This window comes from Microbacterium proteolyticum (assembly GCF_030818075.1).
Classification (GTDB): Bacteria; Actinomycetota; Actinomycetes; order Actinomycetales; family Microbacteriaceae; genus Microbacterium; species Microbacterium proteolyticum_A.
On record NZ_JAUSZZ010000001.1, the window covers coordinates 2,329,427 to 2,348,035 of the forward strand.

Annotated in this window: 17 protein-coding genes; 10 read left to right on the forward strand and 7 right to left on the reverse strand. The window is 72.2% G+C overall.

Annotation, left to right across the window (positions count from 1 at the left end; genetic code table 11):
• Window positions 1–184 precede the first annotated feature (184 nt).
• On the forward strand, window positions 185–658 hold the full coding sequence (locus QE392_RS10800) for an S-ribosylhomocysteine lyase (RefSeq protein WP_307451534.1): 474 nt from the start codon (window positions 185–187) through the stop codon (window positions 656–658).
• A gap of 81 nt (window positions 659–739) precedes the next feature.
• Here the strand turns inward: QE392_RS10800 and glgC are convergent, their stop codons facing one another.
• On the reverse strand, window positions 740–1,984 hold the full coding sequence (gene glgC, locus QE392_RS10805; protein ID WP_307451537.1) for a glucose-1-phosphate adenylyltransferase: 1,245 nt from the start codon (window positions 1,982–1,984) through the stop codon (window positions 740–742).
• A gap of 76 nt (window positions 1,985–2,060) precedes the next feature.
• Between glgC and glgA the strand changes: the two genes are divergently transcribed.
• The 3 genes from glgA to QE392_RS10820 all read left to right on the forward strand — a co-directional run bounded on the left by glgA (window position 2,061) and on the right by QE392_RS10820 (window position 4,676).
• Window positions 2,061–3,257, forward strand: coding sequence for a glycogen synthase (gene glgA / locus QE392_RS10810; protein WP_307451539.1), 1,197 nt, complete (start codon window positions 2,061–2,063; stop codon window positions 3,255–3,257).
• A 234-nt stretch (window positions 3,258–3,491) separates the two neighbouring features.
• Window positions 3,492–4,274: an ABC transporter ATP-binding protein gene (locus QE392_RS10815; protein WP_307451541.1), complete on the forward strand. Its 783-nt coding sequence runs from the start codon at window positions 3,492–3,494 to the stop codon at window positions 4,272–4,274.
• Between the two features lie 150 nt (window positions 4,275–4,424).
• The gene (locus tag QE392_RS10820; RefSeq protein WP_307451544.1) at window positions 4,425–4,676 is read left to right on the forward strand and encodes a type B 50S ribosomal protein L31; all 252 of its coding nucleotides are present in this window, start codon (window positions 4,425–4,427) and stop codon (window positions 4,674–4,676) included.
• Between the two features lie 88 nt (window positions 4,677–4,764).
• Here the strand turns inward: QE392_RS10820 and QE392_RS10825 are convergent, their stop codons facing one another.
• On the reverse strand, window positions 4,765–5,589 hold the full coding sequence (locus tag QE392_RS10825) for a carbon-nitrogen hydrolase family protein (protein WP_307451547.1): 825 nt from the start codon (window positions 5,587–5,589) through the stop codon (window positions 4,765–4,767).
• Window positions 5,590–5,639: 50 nt separating this feature from the next.
• Complete coding sequence (locus QE392_RS10830) at window positions 5,640–6,089, reverse strand: Lrp/AsnC family transcriptional regulator (protein WP_307451549.1); 450 nt, start codon at window positions 6,087–6,089, stop codon at window positions 5,640–5,642.
• A gap of 122 nt (window positions 6,090–6,211) precedes the next feature.
• On the opposite strand from QE392_RS10830, the gene QE392_RS10835 reads away from it, so the two are divergent.
• Window positions 6,212–6,760, forward strand: coding sequence for an RBBP9/YdeN family alpha/beta hydrolase (locus QE392_RS10835; protein WP_307451550.1), 549 nt, complete (start codon window positions 6,212–6,214; stop codon window positions 6,758–6,760).
• A 461-nt stretch (window positions 6,761–7,221) separates the two neighbouring features.
• On the opposite strand, the gene QE392_RS10840 is transcribed toward QE392_RS10835, so the two are convergent.
• Window positions 7,222–8,970: an HNH endonuclease signature motif containing protein gene (locus tag QE392_RS10840; protein WP_307451553.1), complete on the reverse strand. Its 1,749-nt coding sequence runs from the start codon at window positions 8,968–8,970 to the stop codon at window positions 7,222–7,224.
• A 424-nt stretch (window positions 8,971–9,394) separates the two neighbouring features.
• Window positions 9,395–10,129: an exonuclease domain-containing protein gene (locus tag QE392_RS10845; RefSeq protein ID WP_307451555.1), complete on the reverse strand. Its 735-nt coding sequence runs from the start codon at window positions 10,127–10,129 to the stop codon at window positions 9,395–9,397.
• Window positions 10,130–10,269: 140 nt separating this feature from the next.
• Between QE392_RS10845 and QE392_RS10850 the strand changes: the two genes are divergently transcribed.
• Window positions 10,270–11,142 (forward strand): alpha/beta fold hydrolase, encoded by an 873-nt coding sequence (locus QE392_RS10850; RefSeq protein ID WP_307451557.1) that lies wholly within the window; start codon window positions 10,270–10,272, stop codon window positions 11,140–11,142.
• Between the two features lie 270 nt (window positions 11,143–11,412).
• Here QE392_RS10850 and QE392_RS10855 read toward each other — a convergent pair whose 3' ends face one another.
• A complete protein-coding gene (locus tag QE392_RS10855) occupies window positions 11,413–11,973 on the reverse strand; it encodes a CGNR zinc finger domain-containing protein (protein WP_307451560.1) in 561 nt (186 codons plus the stop codon).
• A 71-nt stretch (window positions 11,974–12,044) separates the two neighbouring features.
• Between QE392_RS10855 and QE392_RS10860 the strand changes: the two genes are divergently transcribed.
• Window positions 12,045–13,037, forward strand: a complete 993-nt coding sequence (locus QE392_RS10860; RefSeq protein WP_307451563.1) for an EamA family transporter — start codon at window positions 12,045–12,047, stop codon at window positions 13,035–13,037.
• A gap of 859 nt (window positions 13,038–13,896) precedes the next feature.
• Here the strand turns inward: QE392_RS10860 and QE392_RS10865 are convergent.
• On the reverse strand, window positions 13,897–14,370 hold the full coding sequence (locus QE392_RS10865; RefSeq protein WP_307451565.1) for an Lrp/AsnC family transcriptional regulator: 474 nt from the start codon (window positions 14,368–14,370) through the stop codon (window positions 13,897–13,899).
• Window positions 14,371–14,539: 169 nt separating this feature from the next.
• Between QE392_RS10865 and pdhA the strand changes: the two genes are divergently transcribed.
• The 3 genes from pdhA (at window position 14,540) to QE392_RS10880 (ending at window position 18,217) form a co-directional block, all read left to right on the forward strand.
• On the forward strand, window positions 14,540–15,667 hold the full coding sequence (gene pdhA / locus QE392_RS10870) for a pyruvate dehydrogenase (acetyl-transferring) E1 component subunit alpha (protein WP_307451567.1): 1,128 nt from the start codon (window positions 14,540–14,542) through the stop codon (window positions 15,665–15,667).
• A gap of 73 nt (window positions 15,668–15,740) precedes the next feature.
• A complete protein-coding gene (locus QE392_RS10875) occupies window positions 15,741–16,775 on the forward strand; it encodes an alpha-ketoacid dehydrogenase subunit beta (RefSeq protein WP_307451569.1) in 1,035 nt (344 codons plus the stop codon).
• Window positions 16,772–18,217 (forward strand): dihydrolipoamide acetyltransferase family protein, encoded by a 1,446-nt coding sequence (locus QE392_RS10880; RefSeq protein WP_307451571.1) that lies wholly within the window; start codon window positions 16,772–16,774, stop codon window positions 18,215–18,217. Before QE392_RS10875 ends, QE392_RS10880 begins: the two co-directional genes overlap by 4 nt.
• Window positions 18,218–18,609: the final 392 nt, after the last annotated feature.

Sequence of the window (18,609 nt, forward strand, 5' to 3'; positions counted from 1 at the left end):
GCATCGTTCGAGGGTCCCGGCGCACGGCACGGGCGTGGCGCGGAGACGCTCCACCCGAATGGTCGTCCGGGGGTGTCGAGGCGGGAACGCCGCCGGATGTCGCCGGGCGTCACCCGCCGATCCCGATGTCGGCGGGCGCGCGTAGGCTTCTCCGGTACCGCCTACTTCGAAGAAGGGATCCTCCATGGCCGATGTCGAGAGCTTCACCCTGGACCACACCGCCGTGCTGGCGCCCTATGTCCGCCTCATCGGATCGGAGTCGGGCCCGCGCGGCGACGTCATCTCCAACTTCGACCTCCGCCTCGTCCAGCCCAACGAGGGCGAGATCCCCACGGCGGGTCTGCACACCATCGAGCACCTGCTGGCCAGCCTCGTGCGCGACCGCATCGACGGTCTCATCGACATCTCGCCGTTCGGATGCCGCACGGGCTTTCACGTCATCATGTGGGGCGAGCCCGACGTGGCGGCCCTGGTCGATGCGATCTCCGACTCGTTGCGCGCGATCGCCGAAGACGTGCAGTGGGAGGACGTCCCCGGCACCGACGCGTACAGCTGCGGCAACTACCGCGACCACAGCCTGCACAGCGCGCGCGAGTGGTCGAAGGCCGTGCTCGAGAAGGGCATCTCGCGCGACGCGTTCGCGCGCGTCGGAGTCTGAACCCACGCGTTCCCGGATGCCGAAGGGGCGGTGACCAGTTCGGTCACCGCCCCTTCGGCATCCGGAAGTCCCGGCATCCCGTCACTCGTGGACGTGCACGTCTTTTCCGACGACCGTGATGCCCGTCTCCGTGACGGTGAAGCCACGGGCGAGGTCGCGCTCGCGGTCCACGCCGATCGTCGCGCCCGGGTCGAGCACGACGTTCTTGTCGAGGATCGCGCGGTGGATGCGCGCCCCCGCGCCCACCTGCACGCTGTCGAAGAGCACCGAGTCGGTGATCGTCGACCCCCCTCCGGCGAGGGCCCACGGTCCGACGACGCTGCGTTCCAGGTGCGTGCCTGACAGGACCGATCCGAGCGAGACGATCGAGTCGATCGCATTGCCGATGCGCCCGACCGAGTCGCGCACGAACTTCGCCGGCGGGGCGTTGAACGTCTGCGAGTAGATCGGCCAGTCGGTGTTGTAGAGGTTGAAGATGGGCAGGGTCGAGATCAGGTCCATGTGGGCGTCGTAGAACGACTCGATCGTGCCCACGTCGCGCCAGTACGACTGGTCGCGCGGCGTCGACCCGGGCACGTCGTTGCGCTGGAAGTCGTACACCGCCGCCTCGCCGCGGTTGACGAAGTAGGGGACGATGTCGCCGCCCATGTCGTGTGCGGAGGTGGGCAGCTCCCCGTCGTGCGTGACGGCCTCGACCAGCGCGTCCGCGTCGAAGATGTAGTTGCCCATCGACGCCAGCACCTCGTGGGGAGCGTCGGCGAGGCCCGTGGGGTTCTGCGGCTTCTCGAGGAACTCGCGGATCTTCGTGGGGTCGGTGGGGTCGGTGTCGATGACGCCGAACTGGTTCGCCAGGCCGATGGGCTGCCGGATGCCGGCGACGGTGGCGCGGGCGTCCGACGCGATGTGCGCCTGGAGCATCTGATCGAAGTCCATGCGGTACACGTGGTCGGCACCGATCACGACGACGATGTCGGGCTTCTCGTCGCGGATGAGGTTCATCGACTGCAGGATCGCGTCGGCGGACCCGGAGAACCAGCGTTTTCCGAGACGCTGCTGCGCCGGCACCGATGCGACGTACGCGCCGAGCATCGGTGACATGCGCCAGGTCTGCGAGATGTGGCGGTCGAGGCTGTGCGATTTGTACTGCGTCAGCACGACGAGCTGACGGAGCCCCGAGTTGATGAGGTTCGAGATCGCGAAGTCGATCAGGCGGTACTGGCCGCCGAACGGGACGGCGGGTTTCGCGCGATCGGCCGTGAGGGGCATGAGTCGCTTTCCCTCGCCGCCGGCGAGGATGATTCCGAAGACCTTCGGCGCTGCAGGCATGGCACAACACTAGGGGTCGCGGGAGCGTGCGGGAACACATGCGCGGCGCGCCGTCCGCTGTACTACGGTTCGTCTCATGCGCGTCGACATCGTGACCAAGGAGTACCCGCCGGAGATCTACGGGGGAGCCGGGGTGCACGCCACGGAATTGGTCAAGGCGCTGCGAGCGGAGGGCACCGACGTGCAGGTCCGCGCGTTCGGTGCCGACCGCGACGAACCCGACACCACCTCGTACGGCGTCCCGGCCGAACTGGCCTCGGCCAACGGCGCCATCCAGACGCTGGGCACCGACCTCGAGATCGTGTCCGACATCGCCGGTGCCGACGTGGTGCACTCGCACACCTGGTACGCGAACTTCGCCGGGCACCTGGCATCCCTCCTCCACGGCATCCCGCACATCGTCACCGCTCACAGCCTCGAGCCCCTGCGACCCTGGAAGGCCGAACAGCTCGGCGGTGGGTACGCGGTGTCGAGCTTCATCGAGAAGACCGCGTACGAGGGAGCCGCCGCGGTGGTCGCGGTGAGTTCGGGGATGCGCGACGACATCCTGCGCAGCTACCCGTCGCTGGACCCCGGCAAGGTGCGGGTGATCTACAACGGCATCGACACCGAGTCGTGGCATCCGGTGTCCGACGACGACTTCCTCGCGTCCGTGGGGATCGATCCGTCGCGCCCCTCCGTCGTCTTCGTGGGACGCATCACCCGGCAGAAGGGGTTGCCCTACCTGCTGCGCGCGGCCGAGCAGCTGCCGCCCGAGGTGCAGCTCGTGCTCTGCGCGGGAGCGCCCGACACCCCGCAGATCATGGCCGAGGTGCAGGAACTCGTGCGCGGCCTTCAAGCCACGCGCGACGGCGTCGTCTGGATTGAGAAGCTGCTCCCGCGGGCCGAGCTGTGCGCCATCCTCACCGCGGCGACGACGTTCGTGTGCCCGTCGGTGTACGAACCGCTCGGGATCGTCAACCTCGAAGCCATGGCGTGTGGTGCGGCCGTCGTGGGCACCGCCACCGGCGGCATCCCGGAGGTCGTCGTGGACGGCGTCACGGGCCGCCTCGTGCCCATCGAACAGGTGCAGGACGGGACGGGCACGCCCGTGGACCCCGAACGGTTCGTGGCGGATCTCGCTCGGGTGCTCACCGAGGTGGTGACGGATGCCGACACGGCCCGCTCCTACGGCGAGGCCGGGCGCCAGCGCGCCATCGACGATTTCAGCTGGGCGGCGATCGCGCAGACGACGACGGCGTTGTACGCCGAGGTGGCCGGGGCCGCGCGGTAGCTCACGGCAGCCGCGTCGGCGCACGCGGATGCGGCGGATGCCGTGGGACCGCGGTTCGCACACTCGGTGGCGGCGCTGCTTCACGCCCCACCCGAGGGCGCCGTCGCCGGTCGATCCCCGGCGACGGCGTCGTCGTGGGCGGCGGTGCGGACATCGTGCGCACGCGGACGATCTCGCCCGCGTGGGCAGCGTGGCACGCGACCGCCCTCGGGTCGGGATCAGTAGGCTAGCTCCATGCCGCAGGTGCTGGAGTTCTCCGATGTCATCGTCCGCCGCAACGGTCGGGACATCGTGTCCCACCTCGACTGGACGGTCTCGGATGACGAGCGCTGGGTGGTGCTCGGGCCGAACGGCGCCGGCAAGACCACCGTCCTCCAGCTGGCCGACACGCTCCTGCACCCGTCGTCGGGCTCGGTGACCATCCTCGGAGAGCGCCTCGGCCGCACCGACGTTTTCGAGCTGCGTCCGCGCATCGGGTTCGCCTCGTCGGCGACGGCCCGGCGCGTGCCGCCGGAGGAGACCGTGCTCGACGTCGTGCTGACCGCCGCATACTCCGTCATGGGTCGCTGGCGCGAAGAGTACGACGACGTCGACGAGCGTCGCGCGCTCCGCGTCCTCGCCGAATGGCGGCTCGACCACCTCGCGGATCGCACGTTCGGCACCCTGAGCGACGGCGAGCAGAAGCGGGTGCAGATCGCCCGCGCGGTGATGACCGACCCCGAGTTGCTCCTGCTCGACGAGCCCACGGCCAGCCTCGACCTCGGGGCGCGTGAAGAACTGCTCGCGCTGCTGTCCGGCTACGCGCAGGCGCCGACCACTCCCGCGATGGTCATGGTCACCCACCACGTGGAGGAGATCCCGGTCGGCTTCACGCACGTGCTGCTGCTGCGCGACGGCGAGGTCGTGGCATCCGGTCCCCTCGACGAGGCACTCACGGCCGAGAACCTCTCGGCCACGTTCGGGCTGGAGATCACCCTCACGCGCGACGCCGGTCGATACGCGGCGCGGGCGGTCTGAGCGTCCGATCCCCGAGGGCGGGGTCGAGGCAGCGCGTGCGCGGAGCGCGTTTCCGGCGCGGGCCTGGTAGACTCTCCCGTTGGTGCCTCCGGCGCCGCAGACTTTGACGTCCTGGCAGAATCCAGGGCACCACTTCTCAAAGGACCTCCCATGAAGACTGACATCCACCCCACGTACAAGGCCGTCGTGTTCCGCGACCTCGGCTCGGGCGACACGTTCCTCACCCGTTCGACCGTCTCCAGCGACAAGACGATCGAGCTCGACGGCGTGGAGTACCCCGTCATCGACGTGGAAATCTCGTCGGCTTCGCACCCCTTCTACACGGGCAAGCAGCGCATCATGGACTCGGCCGGTCGTGTCGAGAAGTTCAACCAGCGCTTCAAGAACTTCGGTTCCAAGTAAGACTCACGTCTTCATCGCGAGCCCCTCGTCCTTCGGGACGGGGGGCTTTTCGCGGTGTCCGCGGTCACGTGTCGCCGGGAGGAGCGAGTTATCGGCGGCGACGCGGACGGCCGGGCACGGCCAGATCGTCGAGACGCAGCTGCGGGCCGAGGTCGGCACGTCGGTGCGTCCACATGCGCTGACCCTCGCGGGCCGAGGTGACGGCGTCGAGCTCGAGATCGGCGAACGCCAGATGTCCGCCCGCTCCGACGGCGGCGATTCGTCGGCCGAGGGGGTCGAAGACGCCGGACCCGCCGATGAAGTCGTGGGGAGCGCCGACGAGACCGCTGAAGGCGACGTAGATGCCGTTGTCCAGGGCTCGCGCGGCGTAATGCAGGTCGCGCCGGTGCTCGCCGCCCGGGAAGTACGCGCCGCTGTTCAGGTAGAGGTGCGCGCCGGCGTCCGCGGCGGCGGCTGCGTGCTCGGGGAAGTTCGCGTCGTAGCAGACCGAGAGCGCCACCTGGAGGTCGCCGACCGCGAACGAGAAGCCATGCTCGCCCGGGGTGAAGACCGACCGCTCGCTGTCGTAGAGGTGCTGCTTGTCGTAGGCGGGGATCGGCTCGTGACCGGGGAGGAAGAGCACGTCCGTCAGGAAACGCAGGGCGTCGCGTTGCAACGCGGTGTTGACCACGGCGGTGACGCCGGTGCGGTAGACGGCCTCGCGCACGGGTGACGACCATCCTGCGTCGGTGAGCGTCGGCAAGGGCCCCGCGAAGACGCCGTCGTCGTAGCCCGTGATGACGGCTTCGGGGAACAGGGCGAGGTCGGCGCCGCCCGCGGCTGCGTCCTCCAGCGCGCTGACCACGCGCGCGACGTTGCCACGGATGTCGCCGGGAATGGCCTCGATCTGGGCGACGGCGAGGCGGCAGGACACGACAGCATTCTGGCATCCGGAGCTGTCGGGCGATGCCGCTTCGTGGGTGCTCAGGCGGTGGACGGGGGCAGCAGGGGCCGCGGTGGGTAGCTGCTCAGCACGAGCGACGTGGTCACCGGCCCGAAGCGTGCGATCGCGTCGACGACCTTCTCCAGACGCGCGGCGTCCGGGCAGTGCACGTCGAAGATGAGGCAGTCCTCGCCGGTGACGCGGAGCGCGGAGGTGACCTCGGGGAGGCGCCCGGCGAGCTCGCGGACGGGAGCGAGTTGCGCGTGGGTGGTTCGCAGGCGAATGACCGCGTGGATGGCCAGGCCGACGGCAGCAGGGTCGACGACGGCGCGATAGCCGGCGATGACGCCGCTGCGCTCGAGTCGGAGGATCCGCGCGCTCGCGGCCGGTTGCGACAGACCGACGCGGCGTCCGACCTCGGCCCCGGTGAGGCGGCCGTCCGCCTGCAGGAGTTCGAGGATGCGGCGATCGGTGTTGTCGAGTGATTCCATCGTGATCGGGTCCCTCCTCTTCGGGAGCACTCGCGCGCGGTGTCCGTGACGAGTGACTCCTCCAGAATCGATCCTAGGGATGCCGCTGGAGTGAGCGGTACACGAGTGGATCGGTGGGTTTCGTGGTCAGGTTCGTTGTCGTGCCCGGTGTCGGAGGTTCAGAGGAGGACCACTGGCAGACGCGGTGGGAGCAGGAGTGGGGCGCGGATGCCGTACGGATCGTGCCGCGATCGTGGGACGCGCCCGATCACGATGACTGGGCGGATGCCGTGGATCGCGCGGTGCGATCGCTCGACGTGGCACGGAGCGAGGTGGTCGTCGTCGGCCACAGCCTCGGATGCTGGGCGGCGACGGAGTGGCTCGCGGGAACCTCCGGGTCGTCGGTGCGGGCGATGATGCTCGTCGCTCCGCCTGACCCCGCCGGCACCGCCTTCGCCGCGGCGGCCGGTCCGACGTTCGCGCGGGTGCGGGCGCGCCCGCTCGCGTGCCCGAGCGTGGTCGTCGCGAGCACGAACGACCCCTACTGCCCGGTCGGGGAAGCGGAACGTCTCGCGGCAGGATGGGGGAGCGACCTGCGGATCGTGGGCGCGCGGGGGCACCTCAACGCGGCGAGCGGACTCGGCGTCTGGCAGGAGGGGCGGGGGCTTCTGGAGCTTCTTCTCAGTCGGTGATGATTTGCGGAGGTGATGTTCTGTGGGGGCGATGTTCTGGGTCGGTGCCGGGGGCGTCGCGAGTGCAGGGCGGCAGGGCGCGGGGCGGCCGGAGCCGCGGGACGGCCGGAGCGCGTGGCGGCCGGGGGCTGTGGCGGCGTGGTCGCGTGTCGGCCGGCGCACGGGGTGGCCGGGGCGCGTGGCGGCGTGGTCTCGTGGCGGGCGGCGCACGGGGTGGCCGGGGCCTGTGGCGGCGTGGTCCCGTGGCGGGCGGCGCACGGGGTGGCCGGGGCGCGTGGCGGCGTGGTCGCGTGGCGGGCGGGGCGCGTGGCGGCGTGGTCGCGTGGCGGGCGGCGCGCGTGGCGGCGGGGTCCCGTGGCGGGCGGCGCACGGGGCGGCCGGGGCGCGTGGCGGCGTGGTCGCGTGGCGGGCGGCGCACGGGGTGGAGGCGGCGGGGGCCTGCAGCGGCCGGGTCTCGATGCTCAGAACGGCGGAGGATCCGCGTCGTAGGTGCCGCCGAGCGGCGAGGTCCAGCGCAGATCGCCCGTCTCCGGATCGTGGGAGGGCGCCCAGCCGGTCTCGTGACGGAGGCGGTGATGGTGCCGGCAGGCGGGTTCGAGATTGTCGGCATCCGTCGTTCCGCCGTCGGCCCAGGCGGTGAGGTGATCCATGTCGCAGTCACGTGCGGAGCGGTTGCACCCGGGGAAGACGCAGGTGGGTGAGGTGACGCCGAGCCAGCGGCGCAGGGCGGCGGGCACGCGGTACGTCTGACGGTCGAGGACCAACGGCGCTCCCGTGACCGGATGCGTCACCAGGCGCACCCACGAGCTCGCTTCGCCCGCAAGACGGCGGGCGGTATCGAGATCGATCGGGCCATAGCCCTCGAGAGTGGGCGGTGCGTCATCGGTGCCCAGCAGGGTGAGGGCGGGCACGGTGATGACGACCGTGGGGCCGGGCGCGATCGGCGGACGTCGCCGCGGCGGAGGAGGGGGAGCGAGCGGCGGGAAGCGGTCATAGGTCGTCGCGGGCGGATCTGCGGAAGGTGGGGAGCCGCCCGCTGGTGTGGCATCGGCTGTTCCCGAGCCGTCAGGGGGGAAGGATTCGCCGCTGTGCGAAGGCACGAGCGCGGCTCTTGCGGGGTCGGGCGCCCTGACGTCCGGAGATGACGAGATGGGGCGCTGGGCATTGGCGCTGTCGGCGCTGTCGACACTGGGGGACGTGGGTCGCGACGCGTCCGCGTGCGCGTCGTTCCGGGGCGTCGCTTTCGCTGACGCCGCATCCGCCGGCTCCGCCACTCGGAGGTCGGCGAGCACATCCGCCCGCAACTGGGCGAGCGTGCGTTCCTCGTCGGGCGCGGCGTGCAGGTGGCGAGCCGCCCGATCCAGGCGCGACATCAGGCCGCGCGCCTTGTCGGCGGGCATCAGCGCCGAAAGGGATGCCATGCCGTCGAGCTCGGCTGTCATCCACACGCCGCGGTCACCGGCCGCCCGCCGATGTCGGACGTCGAGCGACTCGGCGTGCACACGCTCTCGGAGTGCGCGGGCCGTGACCGCGAACTTTGTCGGCACGAGCTGGATCGCGGCCTCTGCGGCACCCGCGTCGAACAGCTGCCAGGTGGCCGTGTCATCGTCGGGAAGCGACGACGCGAGACGGGACGCCTCGATGGCGTGGCGCTCTGACGTGGCGCCGGCCGCGAACTGGTGCCACAGTGCGGGACACCGCTCCTGCAGCACCTCGACGCGCGCAGCACGCGTGCGAACTGTCTGCTCGGACAGGCGCAGGCGCACCGCGATCTCGGCGGCGGCTGCGCGCTGCGCCAGATCGACGCGGTCGCGCCGCACGGCGCCGACGGTGCGGCCACGCGGATCGTCGCACGCGAGATCGATCGTCGGGTCGGGCCCGACCCACGGTGTCGGATCGGCGGCGGCGTCGCGCAGGACGGCAGCGATGAGGCGCGCCTCTTCGGCTTCAAGGCGGTGCCGCTCGGCGGTGATCAGCTCGAGACGCCCGAGGATGGCGTCGAGGTCGGATGCCGCGGCGAAAACCGGATTCAGGGGAGAGAGATCGTCGTCGGGGAAGTCGGAGACAACGCCCGTCGCGTCGCCGTCGTGCCATGCCCACCGTGTCCACGCCTCCTCGGCCTCGAGTTCGTCGTCGGAGGGCCACGGGACGCCGTCGCACGCGCGCAACACCGGCGTCGGCCGGTCGGCGAGAGGGGCGGGAGTGTCCATGTCGAAACGCTATCGGGGACCTCCGACATTGACTCCCGGCCCGAAACCGCGGGCCAGGCGCGCATGCATCACGCGGACCGCGGTCGTCGGCGTCCGCCGCCCCGAGCCGCATCCGCGCATGACGCGGAATCGGGCCGGCCCTGCCGAGGGCAGCGCGTCTTCGCCTCGGTGAGCAGCTGGTCCCGCATGGCGCAGCCGACCTTCGCGCGACGCGCGGGCGCCGCGACCCCGCTCAGTGGATCGGCCAGCGCAAGCGCACCCGCGCCCGTGCGCAGGCGCCGCGCCCGCTCAGCGAATCGGCCACGCTCCGCGCGGCGCACCCGCGCCTCATGCGCAGCCGCCGTTCGCGGCACGCCCGCGCCTCAGGCGCAGCCGCCGTTCGCGGCGCACTCGCGCCTCGTGCGCAGCCGCCGTCCGTCCCTCCTCAGCGAATCGGCCACGCCCCGTCGATCGGGGGAGCCGTGGCATCCAGGCGTCCGATCTTGATGAAGTATTCGGTGAGGCTCTCCGCCTGCGCGCGGGCCCACGAGATCTGCCGCGTGTGGAGCTCGTCCGCGCTCGAGGGCAGCCAGGGAGCGAAGCGCTCGGCGAGCGCCAGGGCGAGGCGCCCGGCGGCGACGGCGTCGGCGCACGCCTCGTGCGCGGATTCCAGGGGCACGGCGTAGTGCTCGGCGACGACCGAGAGTGTGCGCTTTCCGCGACGGTACCGGTCGTAGGTCTTGTCGACGACGAGCGGGTCGATGACCGGCGAGGGAGCGTCGATCGGCACCACCCCGTGCCGCACGGCTTCGTACTTGAGCATCGAGAAGTCGAACGGCGCGTTGTACGCCACGACTGGGATGCCCGCGGCGAACAGGGCGCTCAGCGCCTCGACGACCTCGGCGACGACACGCGGCGCGGGCGCACCCTCGGCCCGTGCGCGCTCGGTGGTGATGCCGTGGATGGCCGCCGCGCCCGCCGGGATCTCGATGCCGGGATCGGCCAGCCAGTCCCTCGCGTCGACCACGTGCCCGTCGGCGTCGAGCACGCCCACGTGCGCCGTGACGATGCGGTCGTTCTCGACGTCGACGCCGGTCGTCTCGAGGTCGAAGACGCCGACGAGGCGCGTCCATTCGGGAGTCTGGAAGAGCGGGAGCGGCTCGGCCTGCCACAGGGTCATGCGGTCACCGTAGATCGGAGGTCCGACACCGCCGGTGAGGCGCGCAGGAACGGGGGACGGATGCCGCATCCGCACGGCTGTGAAGGAGCGGCCGCACCTCGCCCCCGGGCGATGTCGGAGCCCCCTCGTAGACTCGGACCATGCCGAACCCGTACGCCGACCTCCTCGCCGCGATCCCCGTCGAACGCCGCGAGATCGAGGTGCTGGGCGGCACGACCGCGTTCTGGGTGTACGGCGACGACGACGCCGTGACCACGATCGTGGCGGTGCACGGATTCCGCGGCGAGCACCACGGCCTCGACCCGGTGGTCGCGCACCTGCCCGGCATCCGGGTCATCTCGCCCGACCTGCCCGGGTTCGGCGAGACGCCGCCGCTTCCCGGACGTGCGCACGACCTCGACACGTACGCGGCCTGGCTGCGCACGTTCGTCGAGACGGTAGCACCGGATGCCATCGTGCTCGGCCACTCGTTCGGCTCGATCGTGTCGGCCGCCGCGGTGGCGGGCGGGCTCGCCACGCCGAAGCTCATCCTCGTGAACCCGATCGGCGCGCCCGCGCTGGAGGGGCCCCGCGGCATCCTCACCCGCCTCGCCGTGTTCTACTACCTCGCCGGCGCGCGGCTGCCGCGCCCGGTGGGTGAGGCGCTGCTGCGCAACGGGCTCATCGTCCGCGTGATGAGCAACGCCATGGCCAAGACGCGCGACCCTGAGCTGCGGCGGTTCGTGCATGACCAGCACGACGCGTACTTCTCGCGCTTCGCCGACCGCGACGTGCTGCACGAGGCGTTCGTGACGAGCGTGTCCCACGACGTGCGGGAGTTTGCCCCGCGCATCGCGCAGCCCACCCTCCTCATCGCCGCCGAGAAGGACGACATCACGCCCATCGAGGCCGAGCGGCATCTCGCCACCCTGTTCCCGGATGCCGAGTTGGTCGAGATCGCCGAGGTCGGGCACCTCATCCACTACGAGACGCCGCAGGCAGCGGCATCCGCGATTCGGGAGTTCGTGGCGTAGGGCCGGCGCGGCGCGGTCAGGCGCGTGGTCAGACCGTTATCTCCGCGCTGCGGTACGCGTTCGCGTTCGTCCGGCGGCACCGACCCGGACCGGTCCCTCCGTCTTGCGCGTGCGGTACGCGTTCGCGTTCGTCGGGCGGCGCCGTCTCAGACCGGTGCCTCCGCCTTGTGCGTGCGGTACGCGTTCGCGTTCGTCGGGCGGCGCCGTCTCAGACCGGTGCCTCCGCCTTGTGCGTGCGGTACGCGTTCGCGTTCGTCGGGCGGCGCCGTCTCAGACCGGTGCCTCCGCTTTGCGCTTGCGGTACGCGTTCACGTTCATCCGGTTGCCGCAATTGCCGGCGTCGCAGTAGCGCTTGGAGCCGTTCTTCGAGAAGTCGACGTACACGCCGGCGCAGTCGTCGGCGTCGCACACGCGTACCCGGCCGTACTCGTCGGCGCGGATGACGTCGACGAACGCCATCGCGGCCTCGACGAGGATGCGCATCGCGAGGGGCTCCTCGGGGTCGCTTGCGTGGATGTGCCAGTCCATGTCGTCGTGGCGTACGAGCTGGGGGAGCGCGCGTCCGTCCGCGAGCATCGCGTTCACGAGCGGCACCGCCCCATCGCGATCGACGCCCCACAGCTCGAGGAGGCGGGGCCGGATGCCGCGGACTTCCGCGAGCTCGCGCGCGTCACGGCGGCGGGAGCCGGTGTAACCGTGGCGGACGGTGAATCCGTCGAGAGCGGCCACATCCGTGAGGGTGTCGACGTCGGTCGTGCCCGTCTGGGGGAGCGTGTTCACGAGCTCGACGGCGGCACGCAGCACCAATTCGGTGTCACGAATGAAGGCCATGTTGACTCCTGACATGTCGAGGCCGTACTGTCACGAGTGTAAACCCTCTTCACTCCTGACAGCAGGCTCGTATGACCACGTCGACCGTCACCCTCCCGCGCCCCACCCACCGCGGCTCCAGCGCCGTCACCGGCTTGCTCATCGCGGTCGCCTCGGCGCTCGCGTTCTCCAGCAGCGGTCCCTTCGTGAAGCCCCTCCTCGACGGCGGCTGGTCGCTGGGAGCGGTCCTCCTCGTGCGGATGGGCCTCGCCGCCCTGGTGCTCTCGCCCGCGCTCGTGCTCGCGATCCGTCGGCAGCGCGGCTTCCTCCGTCGGCACGGGCTGCTCATCCTGGCGTTCGGTCTGACCGCCGTCGCCGGATGCCAGCTGTTCTACTTCGCCGCGATGCAACGGATGCCGGTGGCCGTGGCCCTGCTCATCCAGTACATCGCGCCCGTCCTCATCGTGATCGCGGTGTGGGCGCGCACCCGCCGAGCCCCCTCGAAAGCGGTGCTCATCGGTTCCGTCGTCGCCATGACGGGGCTCGTCCTCGTTGTCGACATCAGCGGAGCCCGCTTCGACCTGCTCGGGACGGTCTTCGCGCTGTGCGCCGCCGTCTGCGCCGCCGCCTACTTCGTCATCGCCGCGCGGGCGGGCGATGACCTCCCGCCTCTCGCCCTCGCCGCCGGCGGCCTGCTCACCGGCACGCTGGTGATGGGCGTCCTGGTGGCGGCGGGCGTGCTGCCGTTCGCCGCCCCGTCGATCACGGTGATGCTCGCGGGGCTCGAGGTTCCCGGCATCCTGCCCCTGCTGTGGGTGGGCGCGGTCGCCACGACCCTCGGATACGCGCTCGGGGTGATCGCGGTGCCGCTCATCGGTTCACGACTGGCCTCCTTCGTGGGGCTCAGCGAGGTGCTGTTCGCGCTCGGATTCGCCTGGCTGCTGCTGGGGGAGGCGCCTGCGCCGGTCCAGTTCGTCGGTGGCGCGCTGATCCTCGTGGGCGTGGTGCTCGTCAAGATGGATGCCGGCAGCCCGGCCGAGCAGAAGACGGAGACCGCGAGCATCCCGGTGATCCCTTCGCCGTAGGGCGGGCCGGGGTGGCTGTGGACCCTGGGCGGGCTGGGCGGGCCGGGGGGTCGGGGAACCGCGGGGGTTGGGGCGCTGCATGTGGCCCCGGGGCACGGGTGGTGTCGGGACGGCGAGGGGTGTCGGGGCGCCGGGTGGTGTCGGGGCGCCGGGTGGTGTTGGGGCGCCGGGTGGTGTTGGGGCGGTGGAAGTGGCCCCGGGGTGCGGGATGTGGTCGCGGGGCCACGTGTGTGCGGGGGCGGGTGGCTCGTTGCGTGGGCGCTGCGGGTGCGGGGCGCTGCGGGTGCGGGGCGCGGCGTGGTTGCGGGACGCTGGGGGGTGTCGGGGCGCCGGGTGGTGTTGGGGCGGTGGAAGTGGCCCCGGGGTGCGGGATGTGGTCGCGGGGCCACGTGTGTGCGGGGGCGGGTGGCTCGTTGCGTGGGCGCTGCGGGTGCGGGGCGCTGCGGGTACGGGGCGCCTCGTGGTTGCGGGACGCTGGGGGGTGTCGGGGCGCCGGGTGGTGTTGGGGCGGTGGAAGTGGCCCCGGGGTGCGGGACGTGGTCGCGGGGCCACGTGTGCGCCGGGCCGGGTGTGCGCCGGACCACGTCTGCGCGAGGTCGCGGCTGCGCGAGGTCACGTGTGCGCGGAGGCGGCCAGCACACCCCGCGGCCACGCCGGGACGGGGACCGGCCGCGCCGCGCCGCGCCGAGGCCCGCGCGCCACGCCGGGACGGGGACCGGCGGCGCCGCGCCGCGCCGAGGCCCGCGCGGCACGCCGGGACGGGGACCGACCGCGCCGCGCCGCGCCGAGGCCCGCGCGCGTCACACCTCCCGAGTCCGTCGCGATGACGGGATGCCGCGACGCGGGCATTCCGCGGCGGTCACACGTCTTCGCGGGCGAGTTCCATCAGCGGACCCACGCGGTACCCGATGACCTCGCCCATCACCAGGGACGTCTCGGTGCGCTCGACGCCCTCGATGGCGAGGATGCGCGCGTCGGTGTCGAAGAGGTGCTGCGTGTCGCGGCAGGCGACGCGCACGAGCAGATCGACCTGGCCGCTGAGGCCGTGCGCCTGCAGCACTTCGGGCACCTTCGCGAGGTTCTCGCGGATCGCGGGCAACTCGGCCTGACGCACGGTCACCTGCAGGAACGCCTCGATGGGGAAGCCCAGCGCGTCGGCCGACAGTGTCCGCTCGAACGACAGGAACACGCCCCCGCGCTCCAGTCGGCTCATGCGGGCTTGGACGGTGTTGCGAGAGAGTCCGAGTTTCTCCGCCAATGCCACCACCGTGGCGCGCGGATCGGCGGACAGCGCGCGGAGGAGGTCGAGGTCGACCGCGTCGAGCTTGCTCATGGTGCGAAACATTAGCAGTGTCGAGACCGAGCGCAATGGGCACTGTGCTCAACATCGCAGGGAGGTCTTGAGCGGGGTGCATTCCGCGCGTACCGTCGCGCCTATCGGCAGTGACGCCGAGACCCGGAACGCCGCGTCTCTCACGAGGAGCCCCGGCCGCACCTGGAGGATGACGATGACGTACACCCACGCTTCACCCGAGCACGGAGCCCCCGAACGCGCGGACGATGTCGACGACGTCGCGCGCATCCTCCAGCCCGACGGCACGCGCGTGTCCGATCCGGCGCTGGACAGGTGGATCAGCGACCTGCCGCCCCACGAACTGCGGGCCCTGCATCGCGACATGGTCCTGACCCGGCGCCTCGACACCGAGGGCGTCGCCCTTCAGCGTCAGGGGCAGCTCGCGCTCTGGGCGCCGTGCCGCGGTCAAGAGGCCGTGCAGGTGGCCACGGCCCACGCGCTCGCCGCGGGCGACCTCGTCTTCCCGAGCTACCGCGAGCACGGCGTCCTGCTGGCGCGCGGTGCGCGGCCCGCCGACTTCGTGCTCGCCTGGCGCGGCGAAGAGCACTCCGCCTACGATCACGCGGCGCTGGGCGTCGCCCCGGTGCAGATCATCATCGGCGCGCAGGCCCTGCACGCCACCGGCTGGGCGATGGGAGCCCAGCGCGACCGCTCCACCGATGTCGCCGTAGCCTACTTCGGCGACGGCGCCACCAGCCAGGGAGACGTGAACGAGGCGATGGTCTTCGCGTCGTCGTTCCGCGCCCCCGTCGTCTTCGTCTGCTCCAACAACCAGTGGGCCATCAGCGAACCCGTCACCGTCCAGGCGCGGCATCCCATCGCGGGTCGGGCGCCGGGGTTCGGCATCCCGAGCATGCGCGTCGACGGCAACGACGCCCTCGCCTGCCTCGCGGCGATGCGGTGGGCGCTGGATCACGCCCGCCGAGGTGAGGGCCCGGCGTTCATCGAAGCGGTGACCTACCGCCTCGGCCCGCACACCACCAGCGACGATCCGACGCGGTACCGCGACGCCGACGAGGTCGAGAGGTGGAGCCGTCGCGATCCCCTCGCCCGCCTCGAGGCGTACCTCCGCGACGCGGGGGTGCTGGACGACTCCGGTCTGGCCGAGGTCGCCCGGGCGGCGGACGCGTTCGCCGCCGAGGTGCGCGCGGCCTGCATCGGGGCCGTCACCCGTGATCCCGCGAGCGTGTTCGATCACGTGTACGCCGAGCCGCACGCACCGCTCGAACGGCAGCGGGCGGAGTACGTGGACTACCTCGACGGGTTCTCGCGATGAGCGTCCTCCTCGACCTCGCGGTCGCCGTCGGTCCCGCCGGAACGCTCGACGCCATCGACGGGACGGTGTCGCGGTGACCGCCCTCACGCTCGGCGCCGCCATCACGGCCGGTCTCGCCCGAGCGCTCGAGACCGACGACCGGGTCCTGCTCCTCGGCGAGGACATCGGCACGCTCGGCGGCGTCTTCCGCGTCACCGACGGCCTGCAGAAGCGTTTCGGCGCCGAGCGCGTCATCGACGCCCCGCTCGCCGAAGCCGGCATCGTGGGTACCGCCGTGGGCTTGGCGCTGCGCGGGTACCGCCCCGTCGTGGAGATCCAGTTCGACGGGTTCGTCTACCCCGCGTTCGATCAGATCGTCTGCCAGGTCGCCAAGCTCCACTACCGCACCAACGGTCGTGTCCGGATGCCGATGGTCATCCGGATCCCGTGGGCCGGGGGAGTCGGCGCGGCCGAGCACCACTCCGAGTCGCCCGAGGCGTATTTCGTGCACACCCCGGGCCTGCGCGTGGTCGCCCCCAGCACCCCGCAGGACGCCTACGTGATGCTGCGCCAGGCCGTGGCATCCGATGACCCGGTCGTCTTCTTCGAGCCGAAGCGCCTCTACCACTCCCAGGGCGAGGTCGACCCGGACGGCGACCTCGCCGACGCCCCGCCGATGCACCTCGCGCGCGTGGCGCGGGAAGGCACCGATGCCACGGTCGTCACGTACGGGGCGATGGTGCGTACGGCCCTGGATGCCGCGCTCGCCGCGGAGGACGAGGGCCTGTCGCTCGAGGTCGTCGACCTGCGCTCGCTCTCGCCGATCGACATGAACACGGTCGCGGCATCCGTGCGCAAGACCGGGCGCGTCGTCGTCGCGCACGAAGCCGCGCGCACCGCGGGGATCGGCGCCGAACTCGTCGCGAGCATCACCGAGCAGTGCTTCGAATACCTCGAGGCGCCGCCCTTGCGCGTCACAGGGCACGACATCCCCTACCCGCCGGCCAAGCTCGAGAAGCACCACGTGCCGGATCTCGATCGGATTCTCTTCGCGGTCGACCGTGTGGTGGAGCCCGGGACGGCTCCCTCAGCGGCGAGCGCGGCAGCGATCGAGGGAGGCGTTCGATGATCGAGCACTTCCTCCTTCCCGATCTCGGTGAGGGACTTCCCGAGGCCGAGATCGTGCAGTGGCACGTCGCCGAGGGCGACGCGGTCGCGCTCAACCAGACGATCGCCGAGGTCGAGACGGCGAAGGCGATCGTGGAGATCCCCTCGCCCTACGCGGGGACCGTGCAGGGGCTGCACGCCGCGGCGGGCGAGGTGGTGGCCGTCGGCTCGCCGCTGGTGTCGTTCGCGGTGGAGGGGGCGGATGCCGGGACCCCGGCCGCGAGAGCGCCGGAGCCGTCCGGCGAGCGGGTTCCGGAGAGCGCGGTCCAGACCCCGGCCGACGACGCGTCCGCGCGCGCGACGCCGAACCTCGTCGGATACGGGGCGGCGCCGTCGTCGGGCAGCAGGCCGCGGCGGCGCGCCCGCCGAACGGTGCCCCCGACCCTCGACGGCGATCATGCCGTGCGCGTCGCGGCACCCCATGACGTGCTCCACGCCGGCGCGGTCGAGCCGCCGCCCGAGCGTCCCCGGTCCACGCCGCCGGTGCGGAAGCTCGCGAAGGATCTCGGTGTCGACCTTACGCTCGTCGCCGCCGCGCACCCCGGCGAGACCGTGACGCGCGCGCATGTCGAGGGCTTCGCCGGGCACCACGTGCGCCCCGCCGCGCCGACGTCGCCGGTGCCCCCGCGGGAGGGCGGGTTCTCTTCTGACACCCCGTCTTCCGCCTCGGCGGTCCTCCCGGCTGCTCCCGCCCCCGGCGATCCTCGCGTCACCCGCACGCCCGTCCGCGGCGTCCGAAAGCACACGGCGGCGGCCATGGTGCGCAGCGCCTTCACCGCGCCGCACGCGACGACCTTCCTCACGCTGGACGTGACCGCGACGACCGAGCTGCTGGCATCCCTCTCTCGGGACCGGGCACTCGACGGACACCGGATCGGGGTGCTCGCGCTCGTCGCGAAGGCGGTGTGCCTGGCCCTCGGGCGCACCCCGGCCCTGAACGCGGCGTGGGACGACGCCGCCGGCGAGATCGTCGAACACCACTTCGTCAACCTCGGCATCGCCGCCGCGACCGATCGCGGGCTCCTCGTGCCGGTGGTCCCGGATGCGGACCGCCTCGCGCTCGTCGATCTCGCCGATGCGATCGCGGAGCTGGCGGCGACCGCCCGGGCCGGACGCACGACACCCGCCGCGATGACCGGCGGCACGTTCACGATCACCAACGTGGGCGTCTTCGGAGTGGATGCCGGAACCCCGATCCTCACGCCCGGTGAGGCCGGGATCCTCGCCGTCGGCGCCGTCCGACGCACCCCGTGGGAGCATCACGGCGAGATCGCGCTGCGCGACGTGGTCACGCTCAGCCTCTCGTTCGACCATCGGTTGGTCGACGGGGCGGAGGCGGCGCGGTTTCTGAGCGACGTCGCCGGTGTGCTGCGTGAACCGGGGAGGGCGATGCTGCTGCGCTGAGCTCCGCGTGCCGACTCCGGCGCCGGAGGCGTCCGCTCACGCCGCCCGCCGACCGGGAGGAACGGCGGACGCCCCGGGAGCCCGCAAGCACGTGGGCGGACGCCCCGGGAGCCCGCAAGCACGTGGGTGAACGCCCCGGGGCCGGAAGCACGCGGGTGGACGCCCCGGGGCCCCGAAGCGCGTGGGTGGACGCCCCGGGAGCCCGCAAGCGCGTGGGCGGACGCCCCGGGAGCCCGCAAGCGCGTGGGTGGACGCCCCGGGAGCCCGCAAGCGCGTGGGTGGACGCCCCGGGGCCCCGAAGCGCGTGGGCGGACGCCCCGGGGCCCCGAAGCGCGTGGGCGGACGCCCCGGGAGCCCGGATGTACGTGGGTGGACGCCCCGGGACCTCGGAA

Coding starts and splice junctions, on each gene's coding strand:
- QE392_RS10800 (WP_307451534.1), top strand. CDS start 185: ATGGCCGATGTCGAGAGCTTCACCCTGGACCACACCGCCGTGCTGGCG.
- glgC (WP_307451537.1), bottom strand. CDS start 1,984: ATGCCTGCAGCGCCGAAGGTCTTCGGAATCATCCTCGCCGGCGGCGAG.
- glgA (WP_307451539.1), top strand. CDS start 2,061: ATGCGCGTCGACATCGTGACCAAGGAGTACCCGCCGGAGATCTACGGG.
- QE392_RS10815 (WP_307451541.1), top strand. CDS start 3,492: ATGCCGCAGGTGCTGGAGTTCTCCGATGTCATCGTCCGCCGCAACGGT.
- QE392_RS10820 (WP_307451544.1), top strand. CDS start 4,425: ATGAAGACTGACATCCACCCCACGTACAAGGCCGTCGTGTTCCGCGAC.
- QE392_RS10830 (WP_307451549.1), bottom strand. CDS start 6,089: ATGGAATCACTCGACAACACCGATCGCCGCATCCTCGAACTCCTGCAG.
- QE392_RS10840 (WP_307451553.1), bottom strand. CDS start 8,970: ATGGACACTCCCGCCCCTCTCGCCGACCGGCCGACGCCGGTGTTGCGC.
- QE392_RS10845 (WP_307451555.1), bottom strand. CDS start 10,129: ATGACCCTGTGGCAGGCCGAGCCGCTCCCGCTCTTCCAGACTCCCGAA.
- QE392_RS10850 (WP_307451557.1), top strand. CDS start 10,270: ATGCCGAACCCGTACGCCGACCTCCTCGCCGCGATCCCCGTCGAACGC.
- QE392_RS10855 (WP_307451560.1), bottom strand. CDS start 11,973: ATGGCCTTCATTCGTGACACCGAATTGGTGCTGCGTGCCGCCGTCGAG.
- QE392_RS10860 (WP_307451563.1), top strand. CDS start 12,045: ATGACCACGTCGACCGTCACCCTCCCGCGCCCCACCCACCGCGGCTCC.
- QE392_RS10865 (WP_307451565.1), bottom strand. CDS start 14,370: ATGAGCAAGCTCGACGCGGTCGACCTCGACCTCCTCCGCGCGCTGTCC.
- pdhA (WP_307451567.1), top strand. CDS start 14,540: ATGACGATGACGTACACCCACGCTTCACCCGAGCACGGAGCCCCCGAA.
- QE392_RS10880 (WP_307451571.1), top strand. CDS start 16,772: ATGATCGAGCACTTCCTCCTTCCCGATCTCGGTGAGGGACTTCCCGAG.